Below are 17,684 nucleotides of genomic sequence, written 5' to 3'. Positions count from 1 at the left end.
AATCATGAGTGAAGAAAATTTAGTTTATGTTGGCTATGATGAATTACGCCAATTATTTAAAGAGAAGCTTATGCTTGCAGGTATGCCTGACAAGTATGCAGATAAAGTCGCTGAGTTAATGGTATTTGCGGATGCACGCGGTATCCACTCTCATGGTGCCGTGCGCTTGCAATACTATGCAGAACGTACAGCCAAAGGCGGATTCAACTTAGAACCAGAAATTAAATTTGAACAAACAGGAAAATCAACAGGTATCTATCACGCAGATAATACAGTTGGCCATTATGCAGCGTATCATGCGATGGAAGAAGCGATTAAAATGGCTAAAGCACATGGCATTGCTGCAGTAGGTGTCAAAGAAATGGGACACAGCGGTGCGATTGGCTATTACACGCAAATGGCAGGTAAAGCAGGTTTAGTGTCATTAAGTGTCTGCCAATCAGATCCGATGGTTGTACCTTTCGGAGGTACGAAACCTTACTTCGGTACGAATCCGATTGCTTTCGGTGCACCACGTAAAGATGGCAAACCGATTGTCTTTGATATGGCTACAACTGTACAAGCGTGGGGTAAAATCTTAGACGCACGTTCAAAAAATCATTCTATCCCAGATACTTGGGCTGTGGATGATAAAGGTGAACCGACGACGGATCCATATAAAGTCAGCGCATTGTTGCCGGCAGCTGGACCAAAAGGTTACGGCTTAATGATGATGGTAGATATTCTATCAGGCAGCTTGCTTGGCTTACCATTCGGTCAGCATGTGTCTTCTATGTACGAAGATTACAGCGCATACCGTCGTCTTGGCCAATTCCATTTGGTAATCAATCCAGTTCTTAACACAAATGGAACAAATGGTCCAAGAACTTCATGATATTGATCCAGCGAAAGGCTTTGACCAAGTCTACTATCCAGGTGAAATTCAAGAAGATGTGGAAACAAAATACGAAGAATCAGGTATTCCAATTCCACAATCTATCTATGATTACATGAAGTCAGACCAAGTTTACTAATTCAATTGAATGAGCGGTGCTGGTCATTGCACCGGCATCGCTCTTTATTTAGTTTTATAGACTACCAAATTGCAAGAATCTTCAAAAAAGTCAGGAGGGTTTTAGTGATGCGTGTTACAAAAAAAGAACTTTATGCGTTAATGAAAAATAAATTGATGAAAGCCGGTCTGCAAGAAGATGCAGCAGCTGATGTTTCAGATGTTTTAACATTCGCGGATCATCGCGGTATTCATTCTCATGGTGCAGTACGTGTTGAATATTATGCAGAGCGTATTGCCAAGGGTGGTATTAATGCTCACCCGAATTACGAGTTCGAACAAACAGGTCCATCTTCTGCAGTGTTCCATGGCGACAATGGCCCAGGCCATCAAGCAGCGAAACAAGCAATGGACAAAGCGATTGAGATGGCAAAAGAAAATGGGATTGCCGTCGTGGGTGTGAAAAACATCAGTCACAGTGGTGCGCTAGGCTATTTCGTAGAAATGGCTGCAGACCAAGATATGGTCGGCATCAGCATGTGCCAATCTGACCCGATGGTTGTTCCATTCGGCGGTACTGAACCTTACTTCGGCACAAACCCGATTGCTTTCAGTGCGCCAACAAATGATGATCGTGTCATCACATTTGATATGGCAACGACTGTTCAAGCATGGGGCAAAGTACTCGATGCACGTTCAAAAGGACAATCTATTCCAGATACATGGGCAGTTGATGAAAATGGTGAACCGACAACAGATTCAAGAGCGGTACACGCGTTAGTACCTGTCGCAGGTCCTAAAGGCTACGGCTTGATGATGATGGTAGATATCTTATCAGGCAGCTTGCTTGGCTTACCATTTGGCGGCCATGTGTCATCAATGTATAAAGATTTAACAAAAGGCAGAGATTTAGGTCAATTACACGTAGTAATTAACCCGGCTTACTTCACTGACCCTAAACAATTCAAACAACAACTTTCAACCATGATTGATGAGTTGAAAGCACAACCCGCAGCAAAAGGTTATGGCGAAGTTTACTATCCAGGTGAACGTGGTCGTTTACGCAGCGAACGCTATGACAAAGATGGTATTGAAATTGTGGATGACATCTATGACTACTTGAAGTCAGATGATGTGCATTATGACCGTTATCACGGTAAAAACAGATTTGCAGAATAATAATGGAGGACTATTATGTTATATACAATCATTAAAGAGAATACGTATCAAGACTCTATTGTATTGATGTTGTTATCAAACAAATTATCAGCAATGGACGGCGTTAATAAAGTATCAATTATGATGGGGACACCCGCAAACAAAGACATCTTCAAAGCTTCAGGATTCGATACACCTGAATTAGAAGATGCGAAACCAAATGACATTGTGATCATGGTCGATACAGATGATGAATCAATGGTTGATGAAGTGAATCAACAAGTTGAAGACGAGTTAAAAGGTAAAGGCGAAGATGATAAAGCTGAATCACAACAAGAGGTTTCAAACTGGAACCAAGCGTTGGATAAAGCAAACAATCCTAACCTTGCGTTGATTTCAGTTCCTGGCCAATATGCGGCAATGGAAGCAGAAACAGCACTTAGAAACAACTTGCACGTGTTCATGTTCAGTGACAACGTACCGAAAGAAGACGAAGTACGTTTGAAAGAAATGGCACATGACAAAGGTTTACTCGTAATGGGTCCTGACTGTGGTACAGGTATTATCCATTCATTACCATTAGCTTTCACAAACATCGTTAACAAAGGTGACATTGGTATCGTTGGTGCATCAGGTACAGGTATCCAAGAAGTAACTACAATTGTTGACCGTGAAGGCAAAGGTGTGACGAACGCTATCGGTACAGGCGGCCGTGACTTATCTACAGAAGTGGGCGCTATCACAATGATGGACAGCATCAAAGCGTTAGCACAAGATCCAACTGTTAAAGTCATTACAGTTGTTTCAAAACCACCAGCTAAAGAAGTAGAAGAAAAAGTATTAAACTTGCTGCGTAATATCGACAAACCAGTTGTGACATTATTCTTAGGTCATAAACCAGCTTACACTGAAGCAAACATTTACCATGCTTATACTTTAGAAGAAGCTGCACGTGTATCAGTTCAACTTTCTAATGGTGAAAAACCTGAATTCACACCAGCAACGAAAGCAATCAAAGCATCATTAAAAGATGGCCAAGATGGTATCAAAGGTTACTATTCAGGCGGTACATTAGCAAGTGAAGCAGCAATGCTTGTTAAAGATGCATTCGATGGCTTAACAGAAGAAAAAATTGAAGGCTACACATACAAAGCCGGCAACCATGAAGTGATTGACTTAGGTGATGACATGTATACACAAGGTCGTCCTCACCCAATGATCGATCCAGGTAAACGTATTGAAAAATTACAAGAAGCAGCAAATGATGAAAGCACTGCAGTCATTATGTTAGATAACGTTATCGGTTACGGCAGTCATGATGATATGGCAAGTCAATTAGCACCAGCAATTGAAGATATCATCAGCGAAGCAAAAGCAAATGGCCGTGACATCGCAGTACTTGCGACTGTTGTAGGTACACAACACGATCCACAAAGTTATGATCAACAAATCAAAACATTAGAAGCAGCAGGTGCACAAATCTGCGAAACGAACGATCAAATGGTACGTTTAGCCATCGAATTAACAGGTCATAAAGCTGAACAACCAGAATTGAAAGAAGAATCATTCGAAGCAACACCAGTTGATTTATCAGTAGATGATAAAGTACTTCAATTAATCAACACAACGCCAAGCGTTATCAACGTTGGACTAAAAAGCTTTGCGACTGCGATTGATGAAAGCGGCGCAGATGTTGTTCAATTCAACTGGAGACCAGTTGCTGGCGGAAATGAAAAATTAATGAAAGTATTACAATTCTTAAACAACTATGAAGGAGAGTCTGTATAATGGGTTACCAAACAATTGATGAAGCAAACCAAGCTGTCATAGACAAAATTATCGCGGCGGCACCATTCCTAGTTGACGTGGTACCTGCCAAAGATAAAATTCCTGAATTAAAAGAGCATGTTTTATTACATGCTGGTCCACCAATCAAGTATGAAAACATGACTGATCCAATGAAAGGCGGTTGCATTGGTGCAATCTTATTCGAAGGTTGGGCAAAAGATGAAGACGAAGCGCGTGAATTATTAGAAAATGATAAAATCACGTTCATTCCATGCCACCATGTGAATGCTGTTGGACCAATGGGCGGTATCACTACAATGAACATGCCTGTATTGGTTGTTGAAAACAGAGAAAGCGGCAACGAAGCATATTGCCAAATGAACGAAGGTATCGGCGCAGTATTACGTTTCGGTGCTTATAATGAAACAGTTGTTAACCGTCTGCACTGGATGAAAGATGTATTAGGTCCAGTCTTAGGTAAAGCAATTCGTCAAATGGAAGATGGCTTAAACGTGAACGTATTAATCGCGAAAGCAATCGCAATGGGTGACGAATTCCACCAACGTAACATTGCAGCTTCATTAGCATTCTTAAAAGAAGTTGCACCCATCATCTCAGAATTAGAAGATGTTGAGCCTGAAAAACGTACAGAAGTTATTCAGTTCTTAGCAGACACTGACCAATTCTTCTTAAACGTTGCGATGGCAACAGGTAAAGCAATGATGGATGCTGCACGTCAAATCGAACACGGTACAATCGTTACAGCAATGTGCCGTAACGGTGAAAACTTCGGTATCCGTATCGCTGGTATGGGTGACGAATGGTTCACAGCACCTGTGAATACACCACAAGGTTTATACTTCACTGGTTATTCAGCAGACGATGCGAACCCTGATATCGGTGACTCAGCAATCACTGAAACAATCGGTGTCGGCGGTATGGCTATGATCGCAGCACCTGCAGTTACACGTTTCGTTGGTACTGGCGGCTTCAATGATGCCCTAGCAACTTCAGACGAAATGACTGAAATTTGTATCGGCGAGAACCCTAACTTCTCTATCCCGACTTGGGACTTTAAAGGGGCTTGCTTAGGTATCGATGCACGTTTAGTTGTTGAAAAAGGTATCACACCAGTAATCAACACAGGTATCGCACACAAAATTGCCGGCTTCGGTCAAATCGGTGCAGGTACAGTGCATCCACCAATCGAATGCTTCGAAAAAGCAATCACAGCATATGCTGAAAAATTAGGATTTAATGGATGATTCTCACAGCACAAGCCATTGGCGAAAGTGCAAGCAGAATCTTGAATCATACACCAGAACTTAAAGTGCACAGCTGCTTTAACAAAGGTTTCAATGTGGTGGATAAAGATGACAACCTCATCTTTATCGGTACCACGGAGAATGGCATGTTTCCATTCGGAGTTGTAGTTGATGTATTCACCAGAGATCGATTACTACAATCGATTCAGGTGGGTCAAACGTTAAAAGTACATCCGCGTGCTTTAGCGTTTGATCGCAATCTGCAACTAAATATCAATGTCGATTCATTTAAAGCGAGTCAAAATTTTGAAGCGGTTTATTTGAATCAATTAAAGGAAAGTATTCAATCCTTTGATTTCAGTGAATATGCGGATGGAGATTTCAACCTTAATCAAATGCATCGCATTTATGATGCATTGTCAAACCCACATGGAGATGCGAAGACTGAATTACGTTATTTAATAGGTCGAGGACAAGGTTTGACACCATCAGGCGATGATATGTTAGTAGGTATGTTGTTCGTGCATTATATAAGACCATTTATTGCGGATGAACAAATGCCAGTCATTGAACAAATGGTTGAAGCCCCTTTAACGACATTGGTCAGCCAAACCTTTTTGAAATATGCGGTTAACCATATCTTTAGTTCTAAATTAACTGATTTGATGGAAGATGCCTCTAAGTCGACGTTAGATAAACTTCTCCAAGTAGGCTCATCATCAGGTAAAGACACACTTTATGGTATGTCTATAGCTTTATTGAAGGAGTGAATGAAGAATGGGTAAATATGTTGTTTTAGCACTTGGCGGTAACGCAATTTTACAACCGGGCCAAGAAACAACGTTTGAAAATCAATATAACAACGTAAAAAATGCGGCTAGCAAAATGGTCGACATTAAAGAAAGTGGACACAAAATTGTGGTGACACATGGTAATGGACCGCAAGTGGGTAACATTATCGTACAAAACGAAGCGGCGAAAGACCAAGTTTCACCAATGCCAGTTGACGTATGTAACGCTGAATCTCAAGGCTTCATCGGTTACATGATGGAAAGTGCATTGAAAAATGACTTGCATCAACGCGGTATCGACTCAAATGTGGTGTCATTATTAACAATGGTTGAAGTCAGCAAAGATGATCCTGCTTTCGACAATCCAACGAAACCAATCGGTGTGTTCTTCTCTGAAGAAGAAGCAAAACGCATGGAACAAGAACAAGGTTTCACAATGGTTGAAGATGCTGGCCGCGGCTATCGTCGTGTTGTACCTTCACCTGAACCAATGGTAATCAACGGTGTCGATGCGATTAAACGCTTAATGACAGACACAGTTGTGATTTCATCTGGTGGTGGCGGTATCCCAGTATATCGTGATGAAGACGGTAAAATTCATGGTTTAGAAGCGGTTATTGATAAAGACCGTTCTGGCTTGAAATTAGCTGAACAAGTGAATGCTGATACATTCATTATGTTAACGGACGTATCTAACGTTTATATCAACTACGGTAAAGAAAACGAAGAAAAATTAGAAAATATCTCAGTTGAGGAAGCGGAACAATATGTTGCGGAAGGTCAATTCCCAGCAGGTAGTATGTTACCGAAAATCCAAGCTGCGATTGAATTCGCAAAAACAGGCAAAGAAGCGATTATCTGCTCACTTGCAGACGCTGTTGATGCTTTAGAAGGCAATGCAGGTACACGCATTACTTCAAAATAAATTAAGTACGTCTTTCACATGTAAGAGATGAGGAAATTCTGCGCCTGAACTTGCATAGATAGTTTGAAAGACATAGAATAAAGTTAATTCAATGAGGTGGGGAGATTCGGTTCTGTCCTGCCTCTCTCTTTATTTAGAAAAAACATAAATAAAATAAAGAAAGGGTGAGCTTATGGAACAGGAGGGTCTCTATCAAAAGCATAGCTTAAGAGATTCATGGCTTATAGTACTCGCAATGGTCTTTGTGGCTTCGACGTTACGTGCACCATTAACGTCAGTGGGTCCTGTCATTGATCAAATTAAAGATGCATTATCTATCAATAACAGTGTTGCAGGTATTTTAACGACGATTCCGTTGTTGATTTTCGGTATTGTATCACCGTTTGTATCTAAAGTATCCTCACGTTTGACGATGTCTAAAACCGTCTTCTTCTCTACGATTTTAGTCATTATTGCTTTAATTGTCCGTGTCTCAGGCGGATTCCCGGTTTTCATTCTTGGTACAGTATTATTAGGTGTTGGTATTGCCTTTGGTAACGTGGTACTGCCAAGTTATGTTAAATGGAAATTCCCACTTCAAATTGGCCTTATGACAGGCTTGTACAGCGGTACAATGAACTTTACTGCAGGTTTAGGAGGCGGCTTAAGCTTCCCATTATCTGAAGCGGGTACATACCGTCTATCGTTAGCTTTCTGGCTATTATTTGCGATTATCGCAATTATCTTATGGATTCCGCAAATGTTGTCAGGGACGAAACAAGAGAAAGCGATGTTGGCTGAAGCGGCTAAAGAAGAAAAGAAATTATTTAAAATCAGCCGTTCTAAACTGGCATGGATGGTCGCATTTATGATGGGCTTCCAATCCATGATCTTCTATACAGTGGTCGCATGGGTGCCTTCTATTTTAGTAGATAGAGGGGTAGATCAATCGACTGCAGGTTACTTGTTAATGTTGAACCAATTCGCACAAGTACCGATGACATTTATCTTCCCTATCTTGGCATCACGTATGAAGAACCAAAAATTATTAGTGACGATCGTATCCGCATTCTTTATTATCGGATTCGCACTCTTCTTCTCACAATCATTCACATTATTAATCATCGGTATGATTTTAGCCGGCTTTGGTATGGGCTCTGGATTTAGTTTGTGTATGACATTCTTCTCAATCCGTGCACGTACAAGCGATGGCAGTATTGCCTTATCAGGCTTTGGTCAATCTATTGGTTACTTTGTCGCAGCCATTGGACCATTCTTGATCGGTTTATTACACGATGTGACAGGTAGTTGGATCTCAGGTATCATCGCTCTTGTCACAATGGGTGTGCTATTCTATATCTTCGGTTTACTTTCATCACATGGTGAAGTAGAAGACGAATTAGCATAAATCTTGTAAGCATGACAGTTCTAAACGCTGTCATGCTTTTTTATATTGATAGCACTTTCTTAATGGGTTTCATATAATAGAAGTAAATTAACAAAGGGAGCTAACCATGGAAAATTTTAATGACTATTTAAATAAAGTAGAAGATCCGAAACAAAAGGAAATTTTGACGAACGTTTTTAATTGGGTAGATGAGACATTCCCTGAATTAGAGAAAGTGATTAAATGGAATCAACCGATGTATACACATCATGGGACTTATATTATTGGATTTAGTCGTGCCAAAGCACATTTCTCAATTAATCCTGAAGCTGCAGGGATGAAACCATTTATCGCGCGCTTTGATAAAAATGGCTATACGTATACAGAAAATCTATTCCGCATTAAATGGACGCAAGATGTGGATTATGACTTATTAAAGGATATGATTCAATATAATTTAGAGGATAAAGCAGAGATTACGTCATTTTGGCGCCATTATAAATAAAGATATGAATAGATACAAATAGCGCAACCTTTTGAATTCATTTTCAAGGTTGCGCTGTTTGTGTTTTATAAATTATTTTAGTTGTTTGTTTCGTTTATCTTTAAAGTATAACAAGGCTTCAATGATAAAGACGATAATTAGTGAGAAACCGAATAAAGGCATTAAAACACCAAGGATAATCAAGGTGATAATCAATGCGATAGACATCGGCTTTTTCACACGTCTCGGCAGCATTTCAAGTTGTTTCATGTGTTTTAGGCGTTTGAACCAAGATAAATAACCAAAGATGATACCGCCTAAAAAGGCAATACATACAAGCAGGTTAATGATTTTATTGGCAATGCCGAATAAGTGGCCTTCGTGAAGCGGAATGCCCCATGTTAACCATTTAGCTAAGATGCCGTAATCTTGATAATCAACTTTGCCTAATTGTTTACCAGTATATTGGTCCATATACTGCGTTGTTTCTTTTTCTGGTGCGACATCAAAGCCGGTTACACCACTATTGCTGGCTTTGGAAAGTGTAAAGGAACCTTCAGGACTCGTTGGATACACAATCGCATAGGGACGTGTTAAGCCTTGTTTTTCAGCTTTATGCATGACTTGATCTAATGACAATTGACCTGGAATATCAGTCATCGGCATAGCCATACCGCCGTGATGACCACCGCCTTCTGATTCGGGTGCTGCTTTTTGTCTTAATGCCCAAGGAATTTCATTGGCTTCTGATTTAGGCGGATTTGCGACTAATTTTGTTTGACCCAATTGTGGGTACGCTGTTGAAATTTGGTTAATCTTAGCCCCCATAAAGCCAGACCAAGGCAAGCCAGTAAAGACTAAAATTAACATTGGAATAGCAACGACTAGACCGATAGCCGCATGCCATTTTTGAAATTTAAGTACTTTATTGTTAGAAGTTAAGAGTTTCTTCTTAATTAACATATAAGTACCAGATAGTATCATAAAGATTGTCCAACAAGCAGTTAATTCCACTAAATAGTTAATCGCAGTATTTTCAGTTGAAAGGGAACTATGTATGCTTCTGACCATATTGGAATACGTATATTTCGCATTTTGTTGATCGACAATCTGGTTATGCTTGTCTAGGAAAATATAATAAGAATTACCATCCATATCCCCAATGGTAATACGGTTATTATAAGGCGCTTCCATCACACTGACCTTATTGATCGTGTAGCCTGGATGTTCTTTTTCTATTTGTTTAATCGCATCAGTCATAGATTGTTGATGCGTATGTTTACTTTTATCATAGAATTCATGCTTATACAATTGATTTTCAACTTCAGGGAAGAACAGATAAGCAATACCAGACAAAGTCAAAGTAATTAATAAAGGCGTAATAAATATCGCAGCATAAAAGTGCAAGCGCTGCATAGGGTTAAATGTATTATGTTTCATAGGACACTCCTTTATATATAAATTGTAATGATTTCGCTTTACATAAAAGCTATATTATATTATTACAGATTTTCAAATAGATTAAAGGACAAATGTTTGTCATATTTTGAAAATTGTATGACGAAAGTTTGACAATTATTAAATGCTGAGTATTATAAGCGAGACATATAAATTTAAGTTTAGTGTAAAATTTACTTATCATTGGTGTTGACTTATATTATTAGATAAAATATAATTTAGATATAGCACAACGTATATGTGCTGTACTTATACCTAAAATTACAGAATCTACTAAAACAAGGCAAAATGCCGTGTTTATCTCGTCAACTTGTTGGCGAGATTTTTTTAATATCAAAAATCAAAAAATTCAAACATCTTAGGAGTGGTCATATGCACAGAAATTATATCTTAGGACTAGATATCGGAATTACATCAGTGGGATACGGAATTATTGATTATGAAACAAGAGATGTTATAGATGCAGGCGTACGCTTATTTAAAGAAGCAAATGTTGAAAATAATGAAGGACGACGATCAAAAAGAGGTGCCAGAAGACTTAAGAGACGTCGCAGACATAGAATACAAAGAGTGAAGAAACTGCTTTTTGATCATAACTTGCTTAATGATGAAAGCGAATTAAGTGGGATCAATCCTTACGAAGTGCGTGTAAAAGGGTTGAGAGAAGGATTAAGTGAAGAGGAGTTTTCTGTAGCCTTGCTTCATTTAGCAAAGCGCAGAGGTGTACATAACGTAAATGATGTGGAAGAAGATACTGGTAATGAATTATCCACTAAAGAACAAATCGCAAGAAATAATAAAGCTTTAGAAGATAAGTATATAGCAGAATTACAGTTAGAACGGTTGAAAGAACAAGGTAAAGTTAGAGGTGCTGCCAATCGCTTTAAAACCTCCGATTACATCAAAGAAGCGAAGCAGTTATTAAAGACACAAAGTAATTATCATCAAATTGACCCATCTTTCACAGAAACATATCTCGAATTATTGGAAAATAGACGAGCGTATTATGAAGGCCCAGGTGAAGGCAGCCCGTTTGGTTGGAAAGATATCAAAGAATGGTACGAAATGTTAATGGGACATTGTACATATTTCCCAGAAGAATTGCGAAGTGTAAAGTATGCTTACAATGCTGATTTGTACAATGCGCTTAATGATTTAAATAACTTAGTGATTGCACGAGATGAGAATGAGAAGCTAGAGTACTATGAAAAATTCCAAATAATCGAGAATGTCTTTAAACAAAAGAAAAAGCCAACACTCAAACAAATTGCGAAAGAGATACTTGTAAATGAAGAGGATATCAAAGGATATCGTGTTACAAGTACAGGTAAGCCAGAATTTACTAACTTTAAAGTCTATCATGATATCAAAGGTATTACTTCAAGTAAAGAAGTGCTTGAAAATGCTGATTTACTTAATCAAATCGCTGAAATATTAACGATTTATCAGTCAGCAGAAGATATACAAGAAGAATTAGCAACACTGGATTCGAAATTAACACAAGAAGAAATTGAACAGATTTCAACTTTAACAGGCTATACAGGTACGCATCGTCTTTCTCTTAAAGCTATCAATTTAATATTAGATGAGCTATGGCATACAAGCGATAATCAAATGGCTATCTTTAATCGTTTGAAACTTATGCCGAAAAAAGTGGATTTAAGTCAACAAAAAGAAATTCCGACATCTCTAGTTGAGGACTTTATTCTATCCCCAGTAGTGAAACGTTCATTTATTCAGTCTATTAAAGTAGTTAACGCTATTATAAAAAAATTCGGATTGCCAAAAGATATTATTATTGAACTTGCAAGAGAAAAGAATTCTAAAGATGCACAAAAATTCATAAAAGAAATGCAGAAAAGAAATCGTCAGACTAATGAAAGAATCGAGGAAATCATCAAAAAAACTGGTAAAGAAAAAGCTAAGTTTTTAATTGAGAAGATTAAACTGCATGATATGCAAGAAGGCAAATGCTTATATTCATTAGAAGCAATTCCTTTAGAGGACTTACTTAATAATCCTCATCATTATGAAGTAGACCATATCATTCCTCGTTCTGTTTCCTTTGATAACTCTTACAATAATAAAGTATTAGTAAAACAAGAAGAAAATAGTAAGAAAGGCAATAGAACGCCATTTCAATATTTAAGTTCTTCTGATGCGAAAATTAGTTACGAGGCATTTAAACACCATATTTTAAACCTAGCTAAAGGTAAAGGAAGAATTTCTAAGAAGAAAAAAGAATATTTGTTAGAAGAAAGAGATATTAATCGCTTTAGTGTCCAAAAAGATTTTATTAACCGTAATTTAGTAGATACACGATATGCTACAAGAGAGTTAATGAACTTATTAAGATCATATTTCAGAGTGAACGAATTAGATGTCAAAGTGAAATCGATTAACGGCGGTTTTACAAATTTCTTGAGAAATAAATGGGAGTTCAAAAAAGAAAGAAATCAAGGTTATAAACACCATGCTGAAGATGCATTGGTTATTGCAAATGCTGACTTTATTTTCAAAAAATGGAAAGAGTTAGACAAGACTAATAAAGTAATGGAAAACCAAACTCTTGAAGAAAACCAAACTGAAAGTATGCCAGAAATTGAAACTGACGATAAATATAAAGAAATCTTTGTAACACCACATCAAATACAAAATATCAAAGACTTTAAAGACTTTAAGTTTTCTCATAGAGTTGATAAAAAGCCAAATAGAGAATTAATAAATGACACTTTATACTCAACACGAAAAGATGAAAAGGGAGATACACTCTTCGTCAACAACATTAAAGGACTGTATGACAAAGATAATGACAAATTGAAAAATTTAATCAAGAAATCACCTGAAAAATTATTAATGTATCATCATGATCCACAAACTTATCAAAAGCTGATAACAATAATGGAACAATATAGTAATGAGAAAAATCCACTTTATAAGTACCATGATGAAACAGGCAATTACTTAACTAAATATAGTAAAAAAGATAATGGGCCAATCGTTAAAAAAGTTAAATATTATGGTAAAAAATTAAACGCTCATCTGGATATCACAAATGATTATCCTAATAGCCGTAATAAAATTGTGAAACTGTCATTAAAACCGTATCGTTTCGATGTATATTTGGATGATGGTGTATATAAATTTGTGACAGTTAAATATTTAGATGTTATTAAAAAAGAGGGACACTATGAAATTGATTCAATAGCATATGAAGAGGCAAAAAGTCAGAAGAAAATCAGTGGAAATGCAGTGTTTATCGCAAGTTTTTATAATAATGATTTGATTAAGGTTGATGGAGAATTATTCAGGATTATAGGTGTGAATCATGATTCGACTAATAGGATTGAATTAAATATGATTGACATAACTTATAAAGAATATTTAGAAACCATTAATGATGGAAGAACTCCGCGAATATATAGAATGATATCAAAAAAAACACATTCTATTGAAAAATATTCAACAGATATTTTAGGTAATCTTTATAAAGTGAAAAGTAAGGAAAAGCCTCAAATGATCATGAAAGGGTGAGTAGTTTTTGGCGTGGAGAATTGTATATCTTTCAGAAGTAGATAAACTTGCATTGAACTTGAATAATTTGAAAATCGCAAAAGGGGATTTAGAGGTTAAAATCCCCCTAAGCGATATTTTCGCTATAGTGATTGAAGACTTAACAACGACAATAACATCAAGACTTATGATAGAGCTTTCTAAATATAATATTTTAGTCATTTTTTGTAATCAACAACATTTGCCAGAATGCATGGTGCATCCGATTAATGGTCATTTTAATCAATACGGACAAATGAAAGAGCAGCTTCAGTGGTCAAATGAAAGAAAAGAAGAATTATGGAAACACATTTTGATTCAAAAAATACAAAATCAGATTCAGTGTATGAAACATGTTGGAGTACATGAAGAGAGAATTATTAAAATGAAAACATTACAAACTTTGATTACTGCTAAAGATGAAATGAATATAGAAGGACAAGCAGCTAAATATTATTTCAATACATTTTTCGAGGATTTTAGGCGTGATGATGAGTTTCTAATTGAAAATATGGTGTTGAACTTTGGTTATACAATTATAAATTCAGCAATCGCTAGAACTATTGTAGCCAAGGGATTGATTCCAGCATTAGGTATACATCATATTGGTGCACGAAATCATTTTAATCTTGCATCGGATATCATTGAAGTGTTTAGACCTCTAGTAGATTTATATCTGTTAAAGCATCCTCCGGAAGAAGAATATATGACAAAGGCGTATAGATTAGAATTGGTTAATTTAATGCATGCAAGAGTACAAATTGATGGTAAGCAGCATACTGTAATTAGAGCAATTGAAATTATGATTCAATCAATGATTGAGTATTTCAGAACTGGGAGATATGAAACACTTAAACTACCAAATATTAAACAATATTCCTTTTATGAATCATGAGTTATAAATTTATGAGAGTAATGATAATGTTTGATCTCCCAACTGATACGAAAGAAGAGAGACGTTTATACAGTAAATTTAGAAAAGGATTGATATCTGAAGGATTTTTGATGATGCAGTACTCTATTTATATTAAAAGTTGCAATAATAAAGATTCAGCAGAAAGCAGTGTGAATTATGTTAAACGAATTTTACCACCTAATGGTCATGTAAGAGCTTTGACTATTACGGAGAAGCAATATGAGAAAATGAAAATATTATTAGGTGAGGAAGATAAGAATATTGAGATTTTAGGAGATAATCGTACAATTTTATTTTAGGAGAAAAGATATGTATGAAGCGGTTTTAGAAATTAACATTGAGGATTTACCAAAAGTTATTTTAAATACTAGTGACTATACATCTATTTATAATGAAGATTCAACGCATGAAGAATACATTCTAGAAACACTTAAGAATTACTTTCAACCAAGAAATTCAAATAAAGACTCTGTATCTATTACAAATCTTATTGAGTATGAGAGGGTTTCAAATAACCGATATAGAGGATTTATCTTAAATCATTCCGCTATAGAAAATGAGCATCAATTAGCAGCAACCAGTATGATGACTAAGAAAATCATTAGAGAATTACAAAATGATATGGAAATAGAAGGCTATATCAACTCAATTAATGTATTATTAGATGACTTAAGAGAAAATTTAAGAGGGACTTTGCCTTTAGCTGTTAAATCTTTTGATTTAAAACAGTTTATAAAACTACTGTCATTTAAATATGATTATAGCGAAGATTACGCCAGGTTGATTAACCGTTTGGAGCAAGTAGTTCCTTTAGTAGTAGATGAAATGAACTATCAAGCGAAAGAAAAAGCGTTTCTGATTTATTTGTATCCAGAAGCTGGTTTAAGTATAAAAGAACAAATTAGGTTCCGAAAAATATTAAATGATTTACCTGTACCAATTATTGTGCTAACTGAATCACCATATTTTTTATCTAATAGTATCAAAGGCTTAAACTACTTTATTCAAAACGTACAGATGATCACAGAAACATTTTTTGAAGACAGTTATTGGAATGCGCCTATTAATATAGATGAAGAAAAGTTTAAAGAGAGATTCGAGTATTTGTTCAACAAATACTGTTCATTTCTAGAAGTAAACCCTACAATTTCTAATTATAATCTGACAGAGATTGTTGCTTTTGATGATTTGGATTTATATGTAGTGATAGCCTTTTTAAAACACTGCAACTTAGCTTACCAACTTGATATTGATCAAACCAAAATTTCTTCAGCATTATCAGCTTATTTATTTTCTTAATCACAATTTAAATATATAATTGTGCTAGAGGTTTTAGTACTCTGTAATTTTAGGTATAAGTGATTCATAAAGTTGATGAGATTAAAAAGTGGGCAGGTTTTAGTACTCTGTAATTTTAGGTATAAGTGATTCTAACTCTAGTGAACCTGTTACATCGTATACGTTTTAGTACTCTGTAATTTTAGGTATAAGTGATTCCGCATTAACTGGATCAGTACAATTTGTAGGTTTTAGTACTCTGTAATTTTAGGTATAAGTGATTCAAAGATGACAAAAAATTGAGACTAGAGGTGTTTTAGTACTCTGTAATTTTAGGTATAAGTGATTCTAGTTAAACAACAAACATATCAACGTTCATGTTTTAGTACTCTGTAATTTTAGGTATAAGTGATTCCGTTGATAGCGCTTGTTACTACCGTTTTTGGTTTTAGTACTCTGTAATTTTTAAGCAGCTTCGGCTGCTTTTTTATTTTTTGTACATTGACATACATAGGTGATAGGACTACAATAATTCTGAAAATTACGAAAACATCATGTCTTTTGCATCACGAGAGGAGTCTTATTATGGAACACACAGCGATGGATCATACTTCACCCACACGTCCAGGGACTAAGATAGGTCCTAAGTATTTTCTTTTTAATTTATTGAATGGGGTCGCTATTGGTATCGTAGCCGGTTTAATCCCGAATGCGATTTTAGGAGAAATTTTAAAAGCATTAGTCCCATTTAGTCCGGTATTTACACAATTACTGCATATTACAACAGCCATTCAATTTGCGGTACCTTGTTTAATCGGTGCGTTAGTTGCGTATCGCTTTAAATTTACACCATTAGGTATTGCGGTTGTCTCCGCAGCTTCCTTTATCGGTAGTGGCGCAGTTGTCTTTAAACATAATGCATGGGTTATCACAGGTATAGGAGATTTGATTAATACCATGTTCGCAGCCGCAATCGCCTCACTCATGATTTTATTTATTGGTGAACGTTTCGGCAGCTTGAACTTAATTATTTTGCCTACCTTTGTGGCTGTAAGTACAGGTTTCATCGCTTTGCATACATTACCTTATGTCAAACTTGTCACAACCGCAATCGGTAATATGGTTAACAGCTTTACTGAATTACAACCGATTCCGATGTGTATTTTGATTTCTTTAGTATATGCGTCAATTGTTATTTCGCCGATTTCAACCGCCGCGTTGTCCATGGCTATTGGTATAGAAGGATTAGCTGCAGGTTCAGCATCAATTGGTATAGCGGCAGTAGAAGCAGTGTTAACGATTGGGACATTACGTGTCAATCGCTTAGGGGTGCCGATGACAATCTTTTTAGGTGGCGTTAAAATGATGTTGCCGAACTTAGTACGTCATCCAATTATCTTTTTACCAATTACGACAACCGCTGCGGTTACCGGTTTTGTGGCAAGTTTAATTGGTATCGGCGGAACGAAAGAATCAGCAGGTTTCGGTATTATCGGTTTAGTCGGACCGATCAATGCGTTCAGATTTTTAGATTATGGTGACTTCTGGCTTAAAGCCATTCTTTGTGCTGTCGCATTCTTTATCGTACCGTTTATTACTGCGTTCATCGCACACTTTGTTTATAGTAAAATATTTAAACTTTATGATGAAGAGATTTTTAGATTTATCGATTAATATTTATAGTGAGAAGCTGCTTTTGGGTGGCTTCTTTT

The 17,684-nt window shown here is 36.5% G+C and carries 13 protein-coding genes, 1 pseudogene and 1 CRISPR repeat array; of the genes and pseudogenes, 13 read left to right on the top strand and 1 reads right to left on the bottom strand.

Features of this window, described 5'->3' with window-relative positions:
* The first annotated feature begins 4 nt into the window (after nucleotides 1–4).
* The 8 genes and pseudogenes from allD (ACFCT9_RS08085) to ACFCT9_RS08050 all read left to right on the top strand — a co-directional run bounded on the left by allD (ACFCT9_RS08085) (nucleotide 5) and on the right by ACFCT9_RS08050 (nucleotide 8,789).
* Nucleotides 5–1,013 (top strand): annotated as a pseudogene (allD, locus tag ACFCT9_RS08085) (ureidoglycolate dehydrogenase).
* A 107-nt stretch (nucleotides 1,014–1,120) separates the two neighbouring features.
* Nucleotides 1,121–2,170: an ureidoglycolate dehydrogenase gene (gene allD / locus ACFCT9_RS08080; protein WP_412518426.1), complete on the top strand. Its 1,050-nt coding sequence runs from the start codon at nucleotides 1,121–1,123 to the stop codon at nucleotides 2,168–2,170.
* Between the two features lie 15 nt (nucleotides 2,171–2,185).
* Entirely contained in the window at nucleotides 2,186–3,937 is a 1,752-nt protein-coding gene (locus ACFCT9_RS08075; RefSeq protein ID WP_412518425.1) for an acyl-CoA synthetase FdrA, read from the top strand.
* Entirely contained in the window at nucleotides 3,937–5,202 is a 1,266-nt protein-coding gene (locus tag ACFCT9_RS08070) for a DUF1116 domain-containing protein (RefSeq protein WP_412518424.1), read from the top strand. Before ACFCT9_RS08075 ends, ACFCT9_RS08070 begins: the two co-directional genes overlap by 1 nt.
* Nucleotides 5,199–5,972, top strand: coding sequence for a DUF2877 domain-containing protein (locus ACFCT9_RS08065; protein ID WP_412518422.1), 774 nt, complete (start codon nucleotides 5,199–5,201; stop codon nucleotides 5,970–5,972). Before ACFCT9_RS08070 ends, ACFCT9_RS08065 begins: the two co-directional genes overlap by 4 nt.
* Before the next feature lie 7 nt (nucleotides 5,973–5,979).
* On the top strand, nucleotides 5,980–6,918 hold the full coding sequence (gene arcC, locus ACFCT9_RS08060) for a carbamate kinase (protein ID WP_412518420.1): 939 nt from the start codon (nucleotides 5,980–5,982) through the stop codon (nucleotides 6,916–6,918).
* 172 nt (nucleotides 6,919–7,090) lie between these two features.
* Nucleotides 7,091–8,305: a CynX/NimT family MFS transporter gene (locus ACFCT9_RS08055; RefSeq protein WP_412518418.1), complete on the top strand. Its 1,215-nt coding sequence runs from the start codon at nucleotides 7,091–7,093 to the stop codon at nucleotides 8,303–8,305.
* Nucleotides 8,306–8,411: 106 nt separating this feature from the next.
* A complete protein-coding gene (locus tag ACFCT9_RS08050) occupies nucleotides 8,412–8,789 on the top strand; it encodes an iron chaperone (RefSeq protein ID WP_412518416.1) in 378 nt (125 codons plus the stop codon).
* Between the two features lie 72 nt (nucleotides 8,790–8,861).
* On the opposite strand, the gene ACFCT9_RS08045 is transcribed toward ACFCT9_RS08050, so the two are convergent.
* On the bottom strand, nucleotides 8,862–10,208 hold the full coding sequence (locus ACFCT9_RS08045) for a PepSY-associated TM helix domain-containing protein (protein WP_412518414.1): 1,347 nt from the start codon (nucleotides 10,206–10,208) through the stop codon (nucleotides 8,862–8,864).
* A gap of 390 nt (nucleotides 10,209–10,598) precedes the next feature.
* Between ACFCT9_RS08045 and cas9 the strand changes: the two genes are divergently transcribed.
* From cas9 to ACFCT9_RS08020, 5 genes are all read left to right on the top strand, one after another.
* The gene (gene cas9 / locus ACFCT9_RS08040; RefSeq protein ID WP_412518412.1) at nucleotides 10,599–13,760 is read left to right on the top strand and encodes a type II CRISPR RNA-guided endonuclease Cas9; all 3,162 of its coding nucleotides are present in this window, start codon (nucleotides 10,599–10,601) and stop codon (nucleotides 13,758–13,760) included.
* A gap of 7 nt (nucleotides 13,761–13,767) precedes the next feature.
* Nucleotides 13,768–14,673 carry a type II CRISPR-associated endonuclease Cas1 gene (gene cas1, locus ACFCT9_RS08035; protein WP_412518410.1) on the top strand — a complete coding sequence of 302 codons (906 nt, stop codon included), beginning with the start codon at nucleotides 13,768–13,770 and terminating at the stop codon, nucleotides 14,671–14,673.
* An 11-nt stretch (nucleotides 14,674–14,684) separates the two neighbouring features.
* Nucleotides 14,685–14,993: a CRISPR-associated endonuclease Cas2 gene (gene cas2, locus ACFCT9_RS08030; RefSeq protein WP_412518409.1), complete on the top strand. Its 309-nt coding sequence runs from the start codon at nucleotides 14,685–14,687 to the stop codon at nucleotides 14,991–14,993.
* A gap of 10 nt (nucleotides 14,994–15,003) precedes the next feature.
* Nucleotides 15,004–15,993 carry a hypothetical protein gene (locus ACFCT9_RS08025; RefSeq protein WP_412518407.1) on the top strand — a complete coding sequence of 330 codons (990 nt, stop codon included), beginning with the start codon at nucleotides 15,004–15,006 and terminating at the stop codon, nucleotides 15,991–15,993.
* Nucleotides 15,994–16,023: 30 nt separating this feature from the next.
* Nucleotides 16,024–16,387: a CRISPR direct-repeat array (repeat unit 36 nt; unit sequence GTTTTAGTACTCTGTAATTTTAGGTATAAGTGATTC).
* Nucleotides 16,388–16,557: 170 nt separating this feature from the next.
* Nucleotides 16,558–17,646, top strand: coding sequence for a PTS transporter subunit IIC (locus ACFCT9_RS08020; RefSeq protein ID WP_412518406.1), 1,089 nt, complete (start codon nucleotides 16,558–16,560; stop codon nucleotides 17,644–17,646).
* The last annotated feature ends 38 nt before the right edge of the window (nucleotides 17,647–17,684 follow it).

It is taken from the genome of Staphylococcus simulans (assembly GCF_047037175.1).
In the GTDB taxonomy this organism is placed as follows: Bacteria; Bacillota; Bacilli; order Staphylococcales; family Staphylococcaceae; genus Staphylococcus; species Staphylococcus simulans_C.
This window is presented reverse-complemented; position numbering and strand designations above follow the sequence as displayed.